The 17,438-nt window shown below is 67.5% G+C and carries 16 protein-coding genes; 6 read left to right on the forward strand and 10 right to left on the reverse strand.

Annotation, left to right across the window (positions count from 1 at the left end; translation table 11 throughout):
• Positions 1–136: 136 nt before the first annotated feature.
• The 5 genes from O0J15_RS17355 to hutI form a co-directional block, all read right to left on the reverse strand.
• Entirely contained in the window at positions 137–1,573 is a 1,437-nt protein-coding gene (locus tag O0J15_RS17355; RefSeq protein WP_308306018.1) for a serine hydrolase domain-containing protein, read from the reverse strand.
• A 188-nt stretch (positions 1,574–1,761) separates the two neighbouring features.
• Entirely contained in the window at positions 1,762–3,429 is a 1,668-nt protein-coding gene (gene hutU / locus O0J15_RS17360; RefSeq protein WP_308306019.1) for a urocanate hydratase, read from the reverse strand.
• The gene (gene hutG / locus O0J15_RS17365) at positions 3,426–4,280 is read right to left on the reverse strand and encodes an N-formylglutamate deformylase (RefSeq protein WP_308306020.1); all 855 of its coding nucleotides are present in this window, start codon (positions 4,278–4,280) and stop codon (positions 3,426–3,428) included. Before hutG ends, hutU begins: the two co-directional genes overlap by 4 nt.
• Positions 4,277–5,818 carry a histidine ammonia-lyase gene (gene hutH / locus O0J15_RS17370; RefSeq protein WP_171952790.1) on the reverse strand — a complete coding sequence of 514 codons (1,542 nt, stop codon included), beginning with the start codon at positions 5,816–5,818 and terminating at the stop codon, positions 4,277–4,279. The genes hutG and hutH overlap by 4 nt, the downstream gene beginning before the upstream one ends.
• The gene (gene hutI / locus O0J15_RS17375; protein WP_308306021.1) at positions 5,815–7,038 is read right to left on the reverse strand and encodes an imidazolonepropionase; all 1,224 of its coding nucleotides are present in this window, start codon (positions 7,036–7,038) and stop codon (positions 5,815–5,817) included. The genes hutH and hutI overlap by 4 nt, the downstream gene beginning before the upstream one ends.
• Before the next feature lie 67 nt (positions 7,039–7,105).
• Here hutI and O0J15_RS17380 point away from each other — a divergent pair, with 67 nt between their 5' ends.
• Positions 7,106–8,476: a formimidoylglutamate deiminase gene (locus O0J15_RS17380; protein WP_308306022.1), complete on the forward strand. Its 1,371-nt coding sequence runs from the start codon at positions 7,106–7,108 to the stop codon at positions 8,474–8,476.
• 28 nt (positions 8,477–8,504) lie between these two features.
• A complete protein-coding gene (gene hutC, locus O0J15_RS17385) occupies positions 8,505–9,233 on the forward strand; it encodes a histidine utilization repressor (RefSeq protein ID WP_074724833.1) in 729 nt (242 codons plus the stop codon).
• A 99-nt stretch (positions 9,234–9,332) separates the two neighbouring features.
• Here the strand turns inward: hutC and O0J15_RS17390 are convergent, their stop codons facing one another.
• The 3 genes from O0J15_RS17390 to O0J15_RS17400 form a co-directional block, all read right to left on the reverse strand.
• Positions 9,333–10,370 carry a restriction endonuclease gene (locus tag O0J15_RS17390; RefSeq protein WP_134735918.1) on the reverse strand — a complete coding sequence of 346 codons (1,038 nt, stop codon included), beginning with the start codon at positions 10,368–10,370 and terminating at the stop codon, positions 9,333–9,335.
• A gap of 236 nt (positions 10,371–10,606) precedes the next feature.
• Positions 10,607–11,098 carry a phasin family protein gene (locus tag O0J15_RS17395; protein WP_134730832.1) on the reverse strand — a complete coding sequence of 164 codons (492 nt, stop codon included), beginning with the start codon at positions 11,096–11,098 and terminating at the stop codon, positions 10,607–10,609.
• Between the two features lie 80 nt (positions 11,099–11,178).
• Positions 11,179–11,454 carry a polyhydroxyalkanoic acid system family protein gene (locus O0J15_RS17400; RefSeq protein WP_019660329.1) on the reverse strand — a complete coding sequence of 92 codons (276 nt, stop codon included), beginning with the start codon at positions 11,452–11,454 and terminating at the stop codon, positions 11,179–11,181.
• Positions 11,455–11,579: 125 nt separating this feature from the next.
• Between O0J15_RS17400 and O0J15_RS17405 the strand changes: the two genes are divergently transcribed.
• From O0J15_RS17405 to aroA, 4 genes are all read left to right on the forward strand, one after another.
• On the forward strand, positions 11,580–12,386 hold the full coding sequence (locus tag O0J15_RS17405; protein WP_019660328.1) for an FHA domain-containing protein: 807 nt from the start codon (positions 11,580–11,582) through the stop codon (positions 12,384–12,386).
• 253 nt (positions 12,387–12,639) lie between these two features.
• On the forward strand, positions 12,640–13,725 hold the full coding sequence (gene serC, locus O0J15_RS17410) for a 3-phosphoserine/phosphohydroxythreonine transaminase (RefSeq protein ID WP_207049161.1): 1,086 nt from the start codon (positions 12,640–12,642) through the stop codon (positions 13,723–13,725).
• A 51-nt stretch (positions 13,726–13,776) separates the two neighbouring features.
• Positions 13,777–14,976: a prephenate dehydratase gene (pheA, locus tag O0J15_RS17415; RefSeq protein WP_111102607.1), complete on the forward strand. Its 1,200-nt coding sequence runs from the start codon at positions 13,777–13,779 to the stop codon at positions 14,974–14,976.
• A gap of 76 nt (positions 14,977–15,052) precedes the next feature.
• Entirely contained in the window at positions 15,053–16,360 is a 1,308-nt protein-coding gene (gene aroA, locus O0J15_RS17420; RefSeq protein ID WP_308306023.1) for a 3-phosphoshikimate 1-carboxyvinyltransferase, read from the forward strand.
• Between the two features lie 136 nt (positions 16,361–16,496).
• On the opposite strand, the gene O0J15_RS17425 is transcribed toward aroA, so the two are convergent.
• Both O0J15_RS17425 and O0J15_RS17430 read right to left on the reverse strand, forming a co-directional pair.
• Positions 16,497–17,069, reverse strand: a complete 573-nt coding sequence (locus O0J15_RS17425) for an energy transducer TonB (RefSeq protein WP_308306024.1) — start codon at positions 17,067–17,069, stop codon at positions 16,497–16,499.
• Positions 17,070–17,188: 119 nt separating this feature from the next.
• A partial coding sequence (locus O0J15_RS17430; protein ID WP_308306025.1) for an energy transducer TonB occupies positions 17,189–17,438 on the reverse strand: 250 nt, incomplete at its 5' end.

Below are 17,438 nucleotides of genomic sequence, written 5' to 3' on the forward strand. Positions count from 1 at the left end.
TGGCCAGAAAGCTGGCCAGGATCGCTTGGGGCGTCTTCAAGAGCGGCCGGGACTTTGACCCGGCCATGCTGAAAGTGAGTCAAGCCTGCTTCCAGCAGGCTTGACCACGAACATAGGATCTCGGCTCTACAGCAGGTTACGGCGAGGGCTTCGCCAGCGCCTTGGCCTTCGCATACAGCCGATCAGCCGCTTCCCTTTCGCCCAATGTCGCATGGCACTCGGCCAGGCTGTCCCACGCGTTGGCCGAATCCGGATACAACTCGGTGTTGAGCGTGAACACTTTCAGCGCCTTGCCAGCACCCAGACTCTCGCGGATGGCGTAGCCATCGGCATTGATCGCGCGCTCCAGTTCGCCGGTGGGAACGCCATTGCTGTCGCGCAGCCAGCTACGCATCTGCGGTTTCGCATCGGCGCTGTCATCCAGCGCATAGGCAATCAAGCGCTCGAGCAACACCGCATGCGGAAACTCCCCGGGTGCGGCCACTGCCATCGTGCTCTCCACCAGCGTGCTTGACCACACATTGCGCGCGCTGCCGTTGGTCAGGTACACGAACACCCAGTAACCGCTGGCCAGCGTGCCCTTGTAGGCCAGCCGCGCACGTACACGGGTGCCGCCATCGTGACCGACCTGGGTGTAGCCATCACTGCGGATGGTGTCCCAGCCGGTGGAGAAGAAATTGCTGCCGCCTCCGCTCAACATCTGTGGTTGCCAGAGCGTTTCCAGCGTGGCCGTGCGCAGCAGCTTGCCGGTGGCCAGTGCCTGCAGAAAGCGGTTCATGTCGCCCACGGTGGTCTGCAGGTCGGCGTGGCCCCAGCCGTAGTCCGGCCAGGGATCCTCATTGGCCGGCTGCAAGGTGCCGTCCTTGCCGATGTAGGCCACCGCCGCACGCTGCGCCGGCACGCTGGCCACGCCCCACGAGGTGCTGGCCATCTTCAGCGGCTGCAGGATGCGTTCGCGTGCGATGGCCGGGTAGGGCCTGCGGTAGTGCGTTTCCAGCAACGCGGCCAGCACCAGGTAGTTGGCCTGGGTGTACTGCACGCGGCTGCCCGTGGCGAACTGCATCGGTGTCGCGCCGGCCACCTTCAGTGCAGCGCCAAGGTCAGGCGCTACACCGAGGTAGCCCTTGCTCACCCAGCGGTTGTTCACGCGGTCGTAGTACTCACCGATACCTGAGCTGTGGTTGAGGAAATCGCGCACGTGGATCGCCTGCCATGCTGTGGGCAGGTCCGGCACATAGCGGCTGGCTGGTGCATCCAGATCTACTTTGCCCTGATCCACCAATTGCATCACCAGCGTGCTGGTCAGCAGCTTGGCCATCGACTGCGCGGCGAAGATGGTATCGACGGTGACCGGTGCATGGGTAGCGGGATCACGTTCACCGCTGGCGCCCTGATAGAGCACCTGGCCGTTGTGTGCGACCAGTACCGCTTGGCCGGCGATGCCGTAGCGTTCACGGTTGGTCTGCAGCTGGGTGTCGAGCTGGGTAGAGAGAGCGACGGGGACGTCACGCGCCGAAGCGGACGGAATCAACAATAGCGTGCAGAGCAATGCGGCAGCGAACGTGCGGTACATCGCGGTCATCCATCAGCGGTGATGGCGCATGTTGGTCAGCGTCGGACACTGGGTCAAGCATGCAGAGCCGAGCCCATGCTCGGCTGCCTTCCGGTCAGGCGTCGTGACCCTGGAAGCATTGAGCCGAGCATGGCTCGGCTCTACAGGTGCCTTGCGGCAGTGCGGGCCGCGGGCGGGCACCCCTGCGATCAGCCCAGAATCCCCGGCAGATCCAGCCCCTTCTCCTTCGCGCAGTCGATCGCGATCTCATAGCCCGCATCGGCATGGCGCATCACGCCGGTGGCCGGGTCGTTCCACAGCACGCGGCCAATCCGCTTGGCCGCCGCCTCGGTGCCGTCGCAGACGATCACCATGCCGGCGTGCTGCGAGAAGCCCATGCCCACGCCGCCACCGTGATGCAGCGAGACCCAGGTCGCGCCGCTGGCGGTGTTGAGCAGGGCGTTCAGCAGCGGCCAGTCGGACACCGCATCGGAACCGTCGGCCATCGCTTCGGTTTCGCGGTTTGGCGAGGCCACGCTGCCGCTGTCCAGGTGGTCACGTCCGATCACCACCGGCGCCTTCAGTTCGCCGTTGGCGACCATCTCGTTGAACGCCAGTCCGAGTCGATCGCGATCACCCAGGCCGACCCAGCAGATGCGCGCCGGCAGGCCCTGGAACTTGATCTTCTCGGCGGCCATGTCCAGCCAGCGGTGCAGGTGGGGATTGTCCGGAATCAGTTCCTTCACCTTGGCATCGGTCTTGGCGATGTCTTCCGGATCGCCGCTCAGTGCCGCCCAGCGGAACGGGCCGACGCCGCGGCAGAACAGCGGGCGGATGTAGGCCGGCACGAAGCCGGGGAAGTCGAACGCGTTCTCCACGCCTTCTTCCAGCGCCATCTGCCGCAGGTTGTTGCCGTAATCCACGGTGGGCACGCCCAGTGCGTGGAAGCCGAGCATGGCGCGGATGTGATTGGCCATCGAAGCACGCGCGGCCTTTTCCACTTCCTTCGGTGCAGAGACACGCTTCTCGTCCCATTGCTCGACGGTCCAGCCCTGCGGCAGGTAGCCGTTCACCGGGTCGTGCGCGGAGGTCTGGTCGGTCAGCAGGTCCGGCTTCACGCCGCGCTTGAGCAGTTCGGCCAGCACGTCGGCAACGTTGCCGAGCAGGCCCACCGACTTCGGCGTTCCGGCCTTGCACGACTCCTCGATCATGCGCAGCGCTTCGTCAAGATTGTCGGTCCAGGTATCCAGATAGCCGGTGCGCAGGCGCATGTCGATGCTGCTCTTGCGGCACTCGACGGCCAGACAGGAGGCGCCGGCCATCACGGCAGCCAGCGGCTGTGCACCGCCCATGCCGCCGAGGCCGCCGGTGAACAGCCACTTCCCGGTCAGGTCGCCACCGAAATGCTGGCGCCCCATCTCCACGAAGGTCTCGTAGGTGCCCTGCACGATGCCCTGCGCGCCGATGTAGATCCAGCTGCCTGCGGTCATCTGGCCGTACATGGCCAGGCCCTTTCTATCCAGCTCGTTGAAGTGGTCCCAGTTGGCCCAGCGCGGTACCAGGTTGGAATTGGCGATCAGCACGCGCGGCGCGTCGGCGTGGGTGCGGAACACGCCCACCGGCTTGCCCGACTGCACCAGCAGGGTCTGGTCGTCATCCAGGCGCTTGAGCGTTTCGACGATGGCATCGAAGCTCTCCCAGTCACGCGCGGCACGACCGATGCCGCCATACACCACCAGTTCCTGCGGGCGCTCGGCCACATCGGGGTGCAGGTTGTTCATCAGCATGCGCAGCGGTGCTTCGGTCAGCCAGCTCTTGGCGTTGAGCGTGGTGCCGGTCGGCGCGGCGATGGTGCGGGACGGGTCGTTGCGGGTCATGCGGCGCTCCGGTTCGTAGCGAATTCAAGGCAGGCGTTGAGCACCTGCGCCAGGGTGTGGCGCAACGGCGCGGCGTGGTCGGGGTCGAGCGGGGTGGGCCAGCTGTGTTCGTCCACCTGGTCCGGCAGGGGCTCGTGCATGTAGCCACGGCAGGCAAGTTCCATCTGCAGGCTGTGCACGCCACCGGCGATGTTGCTGTAGTGGCGGGTGATCCAGCCGCCCTTGAAGCGGCCGTTGCGCACCTGGCTCATGCCACTGATCTTCAGCAGGTTTTCCACAACATCGCTCAAGGCGTTGTCGCAGGACGTGTCGGGTGCGCCGGACGGCCCGGCGGTACCGAGGTTGAACTGCGGCAGCTCGCCATCGAACAGGTGCGGAATATGCGAGCGGATCGAATGCGCGTCGTACACCACCACCGTACCGTGCTGCGCGCGCAGGCGGGTGATCTGTGCGGCCAGCGCATCGTGGTAGGGCAGGAAATATGTGTCGCGGCGCCGCGCGATCTCGGCGTCATCCGGCTCGCGGCCCGCGTGGTACAGCGGCTGGTTGTCGAAGGTGGTCAGCGGGCACAGGCCGGTGGTGTTCTGGCCCGGGTACAGCGACGCGCCGCTGGGATCGCGGTTGAGGTCGATCACCGAACGTGAGATCGCCGAGCGCACCGTGGTCGCGCCCATGCCGCGCACGAAGTCGTACAGCTCGTGCACCCACCAGTCGGCATCGCGGCGTGCCAGCCACGGAGAGTGATAGTCGCCGATCAGGTCGTGCGGCAGCTCGCTGCCGGTATGCGGGAAGCTGACGATGAGGGGGGCGTTGCCCTCGTGCACCGTCAGCCAGTCGGGATGGGTATTCATGCCTGCGGTTCCACGGTTGGCAGCAGGTCGGTCAGGCCCTGCGCCAGCGCGCCACTGCGCACCAGATTCGTGGCGGTCACCATGTCCGGATGGAAGTAGCGGTCTTCTTCCAGCGTCGGCACCTGCGCACGCAGCGTGGCGCGCACGGTTTCCAGCGCGGCGCTGGAGCGCAGCGGCGCATGGAAATCACAGCCCTGCGCGGCGGCCAGCAGCTCGATGCCGATCACGTTGGCGGCGTTCTCGGCCATCTGCATCAGCCGGCGTGCGCCGTGCGCGGCCATCGACACATGGTCTTCCTGGTTGGCCGAGGTCGGGATCGAGTCAACGCTGGCGGGGTAGGCGCGCTGCTTGTTTTCCGAGACCAGCGCGGCAGCAGTCACCTGCGGAATCATGAAACCGGAATTCAAACCGGGACGTGGGGTCAGGAAGGCGGGCAGGCCGGACAGCGCCGGATCGACCAGCATCGCCAGGCGGCGCTCGCTGATCGAACCGATCTCGCACACCGCCATCGCCAGCATGTCGGCGGCGAAGGCCACCGGCTCGGCGTGGAAGTTGCCGCCGGACAGCGCTTCGCCGGTATCGGTGAACACCAGCGGATTGTCGGACACGCCGTTGGCTTCGATTTCCAGCGTGGTCGCGGCCTGGCGCAGGATGTCCAGCGCCGCCCCCATCACCTGCGGCTGGCAGCGCAGGCAGTACGGGTCCTGCACGCGCACGTCGTTGTCACGGTGTGATTCGCGGATGCCTGAGCCCTGCATCAGCGTGCGCAGGGTGGCGGCGGTGGCGATCTGCCCGCGCTGGCCGCGGATCGCGTGGATGCGCGGGTCGAAGGGCGTGTCGGAACCCTTGGCTGCTTCCACCGACAACGCGCCGGTGACCAGTGCGGCCTGGAACACGGTCTCGATCTCGAACAGGCCGGCCAGCGCATAGGCGGTGGAGAACTGGGTGCCGTTGAGCAGGGCCAGACCTTCCTTTGCGCCCAGGTCAATCGGCTGCAGGCCGGCACGCGCCAGTGCGTCGGTTGCGGGCAGGCGTTCGTCACCGATGTAGGCTTCGCCCACGCCCAGCATCACGCTGGCCAGGTGCGAAAGCGGTGCCAGATCGCCGGAAGCACCCACCGAGCCTTGTGCCGGCACCACGGGCAACACGCCCTTGACCAGCATCGCTTCGAGCAGCAGCAGGGTTTCCTCGCGAATGCCCGATGCGCCTTGCGCCAGGCTGACCAGCTTCAGCGCCATCATCAACCGCACCACGTTGGCCGGCATCGGTTCGCCCACGCCAGCAGCGTGCGAGAGCACGATATTGCGCTGCAGGGTGGCCAGGTCTTCGCGCTCGATGCGCACGCTGGCCAGCTTACCGAAGCCGGTGTTGATGCCATACACCGGTGCGCCTTTGGCGACGATGGCGGCCACCGCCGCAGCGCTGGCGCGCACCACCGGCAGCGCGGCCGGGTCCAGTGCAAGCGGCGCACCGCGATAGACCTGCCGCCACTGGGCGAGAGTGACATGGCCGGGGCGAAGAACCAGGGTGTTGCTCATGTGTTGCTCCAGGAGGCAGGCAGGTCGGGCTGCCCGCGCACCACGCGCGCGTGCAGCGGGTTGAATCCAATGCGATAGACCAGGTCGGCGGGGGCATCGATGTCCCAGATCGCCAGGTCGCAGTCCAGGCCCACGGCGAGGCGGCCGATGCGGTCGCTGCGTCCGAGCGCGCGCGCCGCTTCACGGGTGAAGCCGGCGATGCACTCGTCCACGGTCAGGCGGAACAGGGTGGCGCCCATGTTCATCGCCAGGAGCGGGCTGGTCAGCGGCGAAGTGCCGGGGTTGCTGTCGGTGGCCAGCGCCAGCGGCACGCCGGCCGCGCGCAATGCAGCGATCGGCGGCAGGGTGGTATCGCGGGTGAAGTAGAAGGCGCCCGGCAGCAGCACGGCCACGGTGCCGGCGGCGGCCATCGCGGCGATGCCGGCGTCATCCAGATGTTCAATATGGTCGGCCGACAGTGCTCCTAAGCTGGCGGCCAGTTCGGCGCCATGCTGGTTGCTCAGCTGTTCGGCGTGGATCTTCACTGGCAGCCCATGCGCGCGCGCCGCTTCGAAGACCTGCCGCGCCTGCGCCGGCGAGAAGGCGATGTTTTCGCAGAACACATCCACCGCTTCGGCCAGGCCTTCCGCGGCGATGGCCGGAATCATCACGTCGCACACCTCGTCGGTGTACTCCTGTGCCTCGCGGCCCGGCGGAATCGCGTGCGCGCCGAGGAAGGTGGTCACCACGTTGACCCGGCATTGCTCGCCCAGCGTGCGTGCAACCTGCAGCTGCTTGCGTTCGTCGGGCAGGGTCAGGCCGTAGCCGGACTTGATCTCGATCGTGGTCACGCCCTCGGCGCGCATCGCCAGCAGGCGCGGGCGGCTCTCGCTGGCCAGTTGCTCGGGCGTGGCAGCGCGGGTGGCGCGCACGGTGGAGACGATGCCGCCGCCGGCGCGGGCGATCTCGGCATAGCTGACGCCCTGCAGGCGTTGCTCGAATTCGTTGGCGCGGTTGCCGGCGTAGACCAGGTGGGTGTGGCAGTCGATCAGGCCTGGCGAGATCCAGCGACCTTCGCCGTCGATGCGGGTGGTCGGCTGCAGGTGCGCATCGCTGCCGGCAGCGCCGACGTGGACGATGCGGCCCTCGGCGCAGGCCAGTACGCCATCGCGGATGACACCCAGGCCCTCGCCATCGAGGGTGATCAGGTGAACGTTGGACCAGAGGGTGTCGACGTGCATGGCATCCACAACGCGGCTGTGCTTATATGTCTATACAATATAGGCGTCCATTTCGGGTTGTCCAGCCATGACCGATTCGCGTTCCCTGCTCAGTTTCCATGCCACCCACGCCCTGCTGGCCGAGGGCTGGGCCCGCGATGTCCGCCTGCAGGTGCAGGACGGTCGCATCACGGCGATCAGCACGGGGCAGGGCGCGCAGGCGGGCGACGCCCGCGTCGGCATCCTGGTGCCGGGCCTGCCCAACCTGCACAGCCACGCGTTCCAGCGCGGCATGGCCGGCCTGACCGAGATCGGCGGCGGTGACGGTGACAGCTTCTGGAGCTGGCGCGAGCTGATGTACCGCTTCCTGGCCCATCTGCGCCCGGACGCGGTGCAGGCCATTGCTGCCCAGGCCTACATGGAAATGCTGGAAAGCGGCTTCACCCGCGTCGGCGAGTTCCATTACCTGCACCACGACGCCGATGGCCATGCCTATGCCAACCGCGCTGAAATGAGTGCGCGGATCGCGGCCGCTGCCGACCAGACCGGTATCGGCCTGACCCTGCTGCCGGTGTTCTATGCGCATGCCGATTTCGGCGGGGCGCCGCCGAACCCCGCGCAGCGACGCCTGATCCACGACGTGGACGGCTTCGCGCAGTTGCTGGATGCCGCCAAGCCGGCGTTGGCCGCGCTGCCTGATGCGGTGCTCGGCATCGCCCCGCACAGCCTGCGCGCGGTCACCGGCGAGGAACTGGGGGCGTTGCTGCCGCTGACCGACGGCCCGGTGCATATCCATATCGCCGAGCAGGTGCGCGAAGTCGAGGCCTGCCTGGCCTGGAGCGGCCAGCGGCCGGTGCAGTGGCTGTACAACCATGCGCCGGTGGATGCGCGCTGGTGCCTGGTGCATGCCACCCACATCACCGATGACGAGCGCGCGGCCATTGTGGCCAGCCAGGCCGTGGCCGGCCTGTGCCCGATCACCGAGGCCAACCTGGGCGACGGCCTGTTCCCGATGCAGGCATTCGCGCGCGAGGGCGGACGCTTCGGCGTCGGCTCCGATTCCAATGTGCTGATCGATGCGGCCGAAGAACTGCGCCTGCTTGAATATGGCCAGCGGCTGACCCTGCGCGGTCGCAACGTGCTGGCGCCGGATGCCACCCGCAGCACCGGTCGCTTCCTGTTTGAAGGCGCCCTGCTCGGTGGTGCACAGGCGCTGGGCGTGCCCGCTGGCCTCCAGGTCGGCGCCAGTGCCGACCTGGTCGAACTGGATGCCGGGCATCCCGCGCTGCAGGCGCGACAGGATGACGCATGGCTTGACAGCTGGGTGTTCGCCGCACGTAATGGCGCGCTGCGATCGGTCTGGCGCCATGGCCGCCAATGCGTGGCCGGGGGCCGCCACCTGCAGCGCGAGGCGATCACCACCGCCTTCGCCGCCGCCCTGCGCGGCGTGCTGGGCTGATCGCCTCCCGCTACCGAGACCCCATTACGTGAAGGCCAGCAAGTCCGCCACGCTCAACCAGCGTATCCGCAGCGATCTGGAAAGCCGCATCCTCAGTGGAGAGTGGGCGCCGGGCTTCCGGATTCCATACGAGCACGAGCTGATGGAGCAGTACGGCTGCTCGCGGATGACCGTGAACAAGGTGCTGACTGCACTGGCCGAGAGCGGCATGATCGAGCGCCGCCGTCGCGCCGGTTCATTCGTGGCGCGGCAGCCGCCGCACCTGGAACAGGTGGCGCTGGAGATTCCCGATATCGCGATGGAGGTGGGCTCGCGCGGCCATCAGTACGCCTATCGCCTGCTGCAACGGGAACTGCGCCTGGCCGATCCCGGCAATGCCGGCGAGGTAGAGCTGGCGGGCCGTGAGAAACTGCTGGCGATGCGCTGCCTGCATCTGGCCGACGGCCGCCCGCTGGCGCTGGAGCATCGGCTGATCAGCCCGGTGGGGGTGCCCGAGGTGCTGGAGGTCGATTTCAGTACCACCGCGCCGGGCAGCTGGCTGCTGCAGAACGTATCGTGGACCCGCGCCCAGCACCGCATCAGCGCCTGGGGGGCGGACACTGCCACCGCCAGGCTGCTGGACGTGAAGCCCGGTACCGCCTGCCTGGTGATCGAACGCCTGACCTGGCGTGGCGAACAGCCGATCACCCGCGTGCGCCAGATGTTCCTCGGCGACGCCTGGGACCTGGTCGCGCGCTTCGCGCCGGGGGCTCGGTAGGGCGTATCCACGCATGTCGTGCAACACTGAATCCCGGTTGGGATTACGTGATGCGTGAGAACCTTCGGTCGATCCACGCCATGCGTGGATGCTGCCCCATCAATACGTAGCGCACTGCCGCCAGCGCACCGGCTCGTCCACACCGGGGCGGGCATTGAGCTGGATGCGCACGTTGCGCAGGGCGGGGTAGTGCAGCACTTCCTCGCAGACCAGCGGCCACACCGCGTCCAGTTCGCCGGTGCGGTTGATCGCCAGCGTCTGCCGGGTCAGCCAGACACCGCTGGCGATGCCGGGCTTGCCAGCCAGGGCGCGGGCCAGATCGGCCTGGTAGCGATCCAGGGTGGCCGCATCCGGGTTGGGATTGCTGCGTGGGTCGGCCGCCGGCGCGGCCACACCCTGCGGCGACGAGGTCGCGGTGGCGGGCGTGCTCGGGGATGCTCCGGGGGCAGGTGCAGCGGTAGCGGCCGGAGCAGGGGCCGGCGCTGGCACTGGCGCTGGCGCTGGCACTACCGATGCGTCGGCAGTGGGTGCGGCGTCGTCCACGCGCAGGCCCTGCAGGCCCAGGCCGACCAGCAGCCCCAGCGTGATTGATCCCAGGCCGGCGATGGCGATGCGGCGCAGGGCTTCATGGCGGGCAGTGGCGCGCACACGCATTTCAATGTCACCCGGCAGGTAGGGCTGCAGCAGCGGCCACAGGCGCGGGCCGTCCAGTACCTCGACCGCCTGCTTCTCGGCAGCTGCCCGGCCATCGCGCTCAATCCGGCCTTCCGTGAGCAGCACGCCACCTTTCGCACCGGCCAGGCGCGCGGCCGCCCCCAGTTCGTTCACTGCGGCAGTGCCGATACGGTAGGCCAGGCCGTGCTTGCATGACACCAGCCACTGGTTGGGACCGTCGCTGAGCAGGAAGTCGCTGCTCGGCTCGCGGGCATCTTCGGCCGGATCGACCAGCTCGCGCAGGCCACGCTGCTCGCGCAGCATGCGCTTGACGAGTACCGAAAATTCTCGCCAGTGCATCCCCGCCAGGGCCTGCAGGCCAAGTTGCATCTCCTTCTGCCGCCGCTTGATCCACCACAGATAGACAACAGCCAGGGAACAGGTAAGCAGGGCCGACAGCAGGGCCAGGATCCAGGGGAGCATGCAGGAGTAGGGCGGAAGGGGCGAAAGCGGAGAACGACAGTGTAAAGGTCGCGGTACCTGGCCGGGTCAGGAGGTTCCTGACAGGAAGCGTGATGGAACGCCCAGTTCGGAATACAGCAGGCACGAAAAACCCGCCAATCCTGAAGCCGTGAGGGGAGGGAACAAACGGCAGCCGAAGCGATTGGCGGGTTGCTCGCGATTGTCAATCAAAGTTTATTGCATTGCAACAATTGCGCTCAGGGAATGCTGTCTGGCGACTGATGGCTGCCCGGAGCAGGGGCGTCGGTGCCGGACGCGGCGCGGTTTTCCAGCTTGGCCAGGCGCGCGTGCAGGGCATCGATGCGGGCTTCGAGCGCCGTCACTTCGTCGGCGGTGGGTACATGCAACCGCTTGAGCACGCCCTGCACCTGGTCATCAAAGGCCTTCTCGACCTTGTTCCAGGTGCCCGAGGCCTTCTCGCGGGCTTCGTCCAGCGAGCTCTCGACGTTATCACGCCAGCCCGGGCCCTGTTCGCTGCTGCGCTCACGGCGGCGGGCTTCCCAGGCTTCGCCTTCCTTCACCAGGCCGTCAAAGAAGCGGCTGCCTTCGGCCTGTGCACGGCCGAGAGCGCCAAGACCGGCCAGCCACACCTGCTGCGCCGAGTCACTCAGCTTGCGCGAAAAGCGCTCGGCCTGGTCACCGAAAGAGGCGTCGTCGTTGCGGCGGTCGTCGTTCTCGTAGTGGTTCATCGCAGTTCCCGTGGGAGTTGGGCCTGCCCCGAGAGTAGCGCGCCGTGGCGTTGCACGGCCGTGATGGCCGCGGCCGGGGTTCAGCCCAGCTTTTCCTTCAGAACGCGCTGTATCTCGCCTTCGACCATGCCCTTCATCGCCGACAGCAGGAAGCCCAGCTTGGCCGTCACGCGCACGGCGCCTGGCTGCAGTTCGATCGCGCCGTCCACGCCGCTGCCGGAGAAGTTCAGTACATCGGCGGTCCACGACGACTTCAGGCCGAAGCGCTCGGACAGCTTGGCGGCGACCTGCTCGATCGCGGCGCGCGCCTGCGCGTCGGGCAGGCCGTGGGCGTGGCGGACATCGATGGTGGACATGCAGGCTCCTGGCGCAGGGCGGGGATGATCAATGAGGGCGAGCATTGTGCGCATCGAGAGCCTCCGCGCCAAGCACTCATCCTGGGTTCTTCTTCGTTGGCGACCAACCTGCTAGGCTGCGCCGCGTGCAGAACCTGCTTGTTCACTTCAGCCAACAACAACAGCCCGACCAGCCGCTGCGGCCCGGGGTGCAACGCATCGTGCGCCAGGCCAACGGCAGTGTGCGGCTCGGCGATGCCGGCCATGGTGCCCTGTTGCTGGCGCAGTTCTGCCTGGATGATCGCGGCCTGTGGCTGCAGGTCGGCAACGGGATCCGCGGCATTCATGTGAACGGTCGACCGGTGCGGCGCATGGCGCTGCTGCGTGCGGGCGATGCGGTGTATGTGGACGGCGTGGAGATGGTCCTGCAAGGTGAAGTCGAGAGCCTGCTGCAGGCGCCTGCGCCGAAGAACGAGGAAGGCAGCGACGAGCAGCAGCGGCTGTTGCGCGGAGTTGGCGGCCTGCACCACGGCCGCAGCTTCACCCTGTCGCGGGCCCGCCTGATCGGCCGCGGCGGCGACGCTGACATCGCTATTGACGATCCGGCCTTCGCCGAACGACACGCCCGCGTGGAAGTGCATGGTGATCGCGTGCTGCTGCGCGATCTGGGCAGTGCCGACGGCACCTGCGTCAATGGCGTGGCCGTGCGCCATTGCTGGCTGCAGGCCGGCGACCAGGTGGTGTTTGATGGCCAGCACCGGTTTGTGCTGGAAGTGCCGCATGACCCGCGCCGGCGCCCGCTGCCGGATGAAGACGAGTCCAGCCAGGACGCCGAGCAGGCGCCGGTGCTGCCGGCCGTGCCGCGCAAGGTCCGGCGCTGGCCGTGGCTGCTGGTCAGTGCGCTGCTGCTGGCTGCGCTGCTCAGCCTGCTGCTCTGGTTCGGCGCGCGCTGACCCCGTATCCGCCGGGCATGGCCCGACGCTACCCACGTGGCGTGTGTCCACCCGCTTCCGGTAGGTGCCGACCTTGGTCGGCACGCTCCTTCGGCGGGAATGACGGCTGACGGCGTACGCCGACCAAGGTCGGCGACTACCGGCGCCATGCGGGCGGCCAATGGATTCCAATGAAACCAAATTTCCCTTGCGCCACAAGGCCGCAAGGCTGGTGCACTGCGGCATACTAGGGGTCTTGCCCCACAGGTGTGACATGACGCGCGCGTTCAACTTCAGTGCCGGCCCTGCAACCTTGCCGGAATCGGTCCTGCGCCAGGCGCAGGCGGAAATGCTGGACTGGCACGGGTCCGGTGCTTCGATCGTGGAAATGAGCCATCGCGGCGCGGAATTCATGTCCGTGGCCGCCGAGGCCGAAGCCGATCTGCGTCGCCTGCTCGACATCCCCGACGACTATGCGGTGCTGTTCCTGTCCGGTGGCGCCACCACCCAGCAGGCGCTGATCCCGCTCAATTTCGCCGCCCCGGGCCAGCGTGCCGACTACGTGGTCAGTGGCCACTGGGGCAAGACCGCGGTCAAGCAGGCCGGTGTCTACGTCGACGTCAACATCGCCGCCAGCAGCGAGGCCAACGGCTACCGCACGCTGCCGGCGCGTGCCGACTGGCAGCTGTCGCCCGGTGCCGCCTACGTGCACATCACCGCCAACGAGACCATCCACGGCGTCGAGTTCCGTGATGCTCCCGATACCGGCAACGTTCCGCTGATCGCCGACTTCAGCTCGTCCATCGCCAGCGAACCGCTGGATGTGCGCCGCTATGGCGTGATCTACGCCGGCGCGCAGAAGAACCTTGGCCCGGTCGGCATCGCGGTGATGATCATCCGTCGCGACCTGCTCGAGCGCAGTGGCCAGCCACGTGCGGACATCTTCGATTACCGCTCGCACGTCGCCCGCGATTCAATGCTCAACACCCCGCCGACCTGGAACTGGTACCTGGCCGGGCTGGTGTTCAAGTGGATGCTGGCCGAAGGCGGCGTGGCCGAATTCGCCAAGCGCAATGCCGCCAAGGCCGCGCTGGTGTACAGAGCCATCGACGGCTCCGGCGGCTTCTACCGCAATGAAGTTGCACATGCGGCCCGTTCGCGGATGAACATCCCGTTCTTCCTGCCCAACGCCGATCTCGATGCCCGCTTCGTGGCCGAGGCCAAGGCGGCCGGCCTGCTGGCGCTGAAGGGCCACAAGGTCGTCGGTGGCATCCGTGCCTCGCTGTACAACGCCATGCCGCTGGCCGGGGCCGAGGCGCTGGTCGCCTTCATGGCCGATTTCCAGCAGCGTCACGGCTGAGCAATGAACGGCGCGCACCGTCGGGTGCGGGCCCCGCAACAAGGAATTCCGATGGCAAGCAGCAAATCCAGCAAGAAGGCGCTGAAGAAGGCCGAACCGGCCAAGGACAGCGCGCCCGCCAAGGCGAAGGGCAAGGCCAAGGCCGCCTCGAACCCGGCACCCACCCTGGCGCCGCTGGCGCTGGCCGATGTGCGCTCGAAGATCGACCAGATCGACCGCGACATCCAGAGCCTGATCGCCGAGCGCGCGCGCTTCGCCCATCAGGTCGGCAAGGCCAAGGGCAAGCTCGCCGCCGCCGTCGACTACTACCGCCCCGAGCGCGAAGCGCAGGTGCTGCGCATGGTGGTGGATCGCAACGAAGGCCCGCTCAGCGATGAGCTGCTGGTGCACGTCTACCGCGAGATCATGTCGGCCTGCCTGGCCCAGCAGGAGCCGCTGAAGATCGGCTACCTGGGCCCGGAAGGTACCTTCAGCCAGCAGGCCGTGCTCAAGCACTTCGGCCGCTCCGCGCTGGGCCTGCCGATGGCCAGCATCGAGGAAGTGTTCCAGGAAGTGGAAGCGGGCAACGCCGATTTCGGCGTGGTGCCGGTGGAGAACTCGGGGCAGGGCACCATCCAGATCACCCTGGACATGTTCCTGACCTCCAACCTGAAGATCTGCGGCGAAGTGGAACTGCGCGTGCAGCAGTACCTGATGTCGCGCAGCGGCCGCATCGAGGACATCGAGCGCATCTACGCACATCCGCAGTCGTTCATGCAGACCTCGGCGTGGCTGCGCGCCAACCTGCCGAAGGCCGAGAAGATTCCGGTGTCGAGCAACGCCGAGGGTGCGCGCCGTGCGCGCAACGCCGACGACGCGGCGGCCATCGGCGGCGAGAGTGCCGGCCACGTGTACGGCCTGAAGAAGGTGGTCACCAAGCCGATCCAGAACGATGCCGACAACACCACCCGCTTCCTGGTGGTGGGCCGCAACATCTTCCCGACCTCCGGCCACGACCGCACCTCGGTGCTGGTGTTCATCCATGACAAGCCCGGTGCGCTGTTCGACGTGCTCAGCCCGTTCGCCCGCCACGGCATCAGCATGAACCGCATCGAGTCGCGGCCGTCGCACCACGGCAAGTGGGAGTACGGCTTCTTCATCGACCTGGCGGGCCACATCGACGACGCGCCGATGCAGGCTGCCTTGGCCGAACTGGAAGCGCACTCGGCGCAGATCAAGGTGCTCGGCTCCTACCCGGTGGCCGTGCCCTGAGTGCTGCTGCGGCGGCAACAGCCGCCGCTCCCTGATGCATCGCCGGCGCTGCCGGTGTTTACGGAATGATCGAACGATGAGCAACGCGCAACACTGGATTGCCCGCAAGGGCCAGCCCCTGCAGGGCAGCCTGACCATTCCCGGCGACAAGTCGGTCTCGCATCGCTCGGTGATGTTCGCCGCACTGGCCGATGGCACCTCGCATATCGAGGGCTTCCTGGAAGGCGAGGACACCCGCGCGACCGCGCGCATCTTCAGCCAGCTGGGGGTGCGCATCGAAACCTCCAGCCCGTCGCAGCGCATCGTGCACGGCGTCGGTATCGACGGCCTGAAAGCGCCGGATGCACCGCTGGACTGCGGCAATGCCGGCACCGGCATGCGCCTGCTGGCCGGGTTGCTGGCGGGCCAAGCGTTCGACTGCACGCTGATCGGCGATGAGTCGCTGTCGGGCCGACCGATGCGCCGCGTCACCGGCCCGCTGTCGCAGATGGGCGCGAAGATCGACACCCAGGATGACGGCACGCCGCCGCTGCACGTGCATGGCGGCCAGACGCTGCGTGGCATCGACTTCGCCTCGCCGGTGGCCAGCGCGCAGATCAAGTCGGCGGTGTTGCTGGCAGGCCTGTACGCGCAGGGCGAAACCAGCGTGCTGGAACCGCATCCGACCCGTGACTACACCGAGCGCATGCTGTCGGCGTTCGGCGTGGACATCGAATTTTCACCGGGCAAGGCCCGCCTGCGTGGCGGCCAGCGCCTGCGCGCCACGGACATCGTGGTGCCGGCCGACTTCTCGTCTGCGGCGTTCTACCTGGTGGCCGCCAGCATCATTCCTGGTTCACAGCTGCGCCTGAAGCAGGTCGGCCTGAACCCGCGCCGCACTGGCCTGCTGCACGCGCTGCGCCTGATGGGGGCGGACATCACCGAAGAGAATCCGGCCGAGCAGGGCGGTGAGCCGGTGGCGGACCTGGTAGTGCGCTACGCGCCGCTCAAGGGCGCGCGCATTCCGGAAGCGTTGGTGCCGGACATGATCGACGAGTTCCCGGCGCTGTTCGTGGCCGCCGCCGCCGCAGAAGGCCAGACCGTGGTGAGCGGTGCGGCCGAGCTGCGGGTGAAGGAATCCGACCGCCTTGCTGCGATGGCCACCGGCCTGCGCGCGCTGGGCATGCAGGTGGACGAAACCGAAGACGGCGCCACCCTGCATGGTGGCGTTCGCCTGGGCAGCGGCACCATCGAAAGCCACGGTGACCACCGCATCGCCATGGCGTTCGCCATTGCCGGTCAGATCAGTGACGGCGAAGTGCGCATCAACGACATCGCCAACGTCGCCACGTCGTTCCCGAACTTCGACGGCCTGGCGCGTAGCGCCGGGTTCAACCTGGCCTGACCGGCACCGCAACCGCCGGGCCACGCCCGGCGGATCGCATTGCACGGTAGGTGCCAACCTTGGCTGGCACGCTTTTCCGCATAAAAGGACGGAGGCCGAAGCCTCCGTCTAAACATCACGAACCCCTCGTCCGCGATCAACGCTGCTCGGTACGGAAATCCACCGGGACCCGCACCACGCTGGCTACTGCGCGGCCATCCTGCACCGCGGGTTGGAACTTCCAGTTCTGCACGGTGCTGAGCACCGCACGATCCAGATCGCGACTGCGCTCGCCGCTGCGCGAGACGATCGCAGCGTTGGCGACATTGCCGCGGGTATCCACATTCAGGCTGGCGATCACGCTGCCCTGCACGCCGCTACGCAGCGCGGCGGCGGGGTAGGTGGGCATGCGATTGCTGGCCAGCGGGCGGGCCTCACGGTTGCGCACTACCGGCGCGGCCTTCCGCGAAGCGGTAGCCGGGGTTGCCGGACGTGCAGCAGGCGCCGCTGCGTCCGTCACCGCCGCCTGCTCGGGGGCCGGCAGCATGCGCTCGCCGACCGGCGCAGGTGCCACCTCTTCCTGGCTGGAATGACGCAGCCAGAGCAGGGCGGCAGCAAACATCGCCACGATCAGTGCGATCCACATCCAGGGCGACGCGTTCTTGTGCTGTACGCTTGAGTCCCGCTGCAACCGCGGCGAATGAAGGTCTTCGTGGGTGGTAACAGCCATCGCAAACTCCTTCCGTCAATGGACGACATGGGCAGTGTTGCCCGAGCCACAGACGGAAAGTGTCAGCGTTGCGTCAACATCACCGGCAGGGTTCAGCTTGCCTGCTGGGGAGCGTTCAGTTACTGCGTCTTGAAGTCGAACGGCACTTCAATGCTGCCAGGCACGGCCTGGCCGTTGCTCTGGGCCGGAGTGAATCGCCAACGGCGCACGGCGTCGGTCGCGGCACGGTCGAGGTCGCGTGAACCGCTGCGCTGGATCACCGTGGCGTTGTTCGGATAGCCGGTGGCGTCTACATCCACGCGTACCACCACGGTGCCGGTTTCGCCGGCGCGCAGGGCGGCGGCGGGGTACGACGGCGGCGGCGACTGA

The organism is Stenotrophomonas sp. Sm10, from assembly GCF_030985515.1.
GTDB lineage: Bacteria > Pseudomonadota > Gammaproteobacteria > Xanthomonadales > Xanthomonadaceae > Stenotrophomonas > Stenotrophomonas hibiscicola.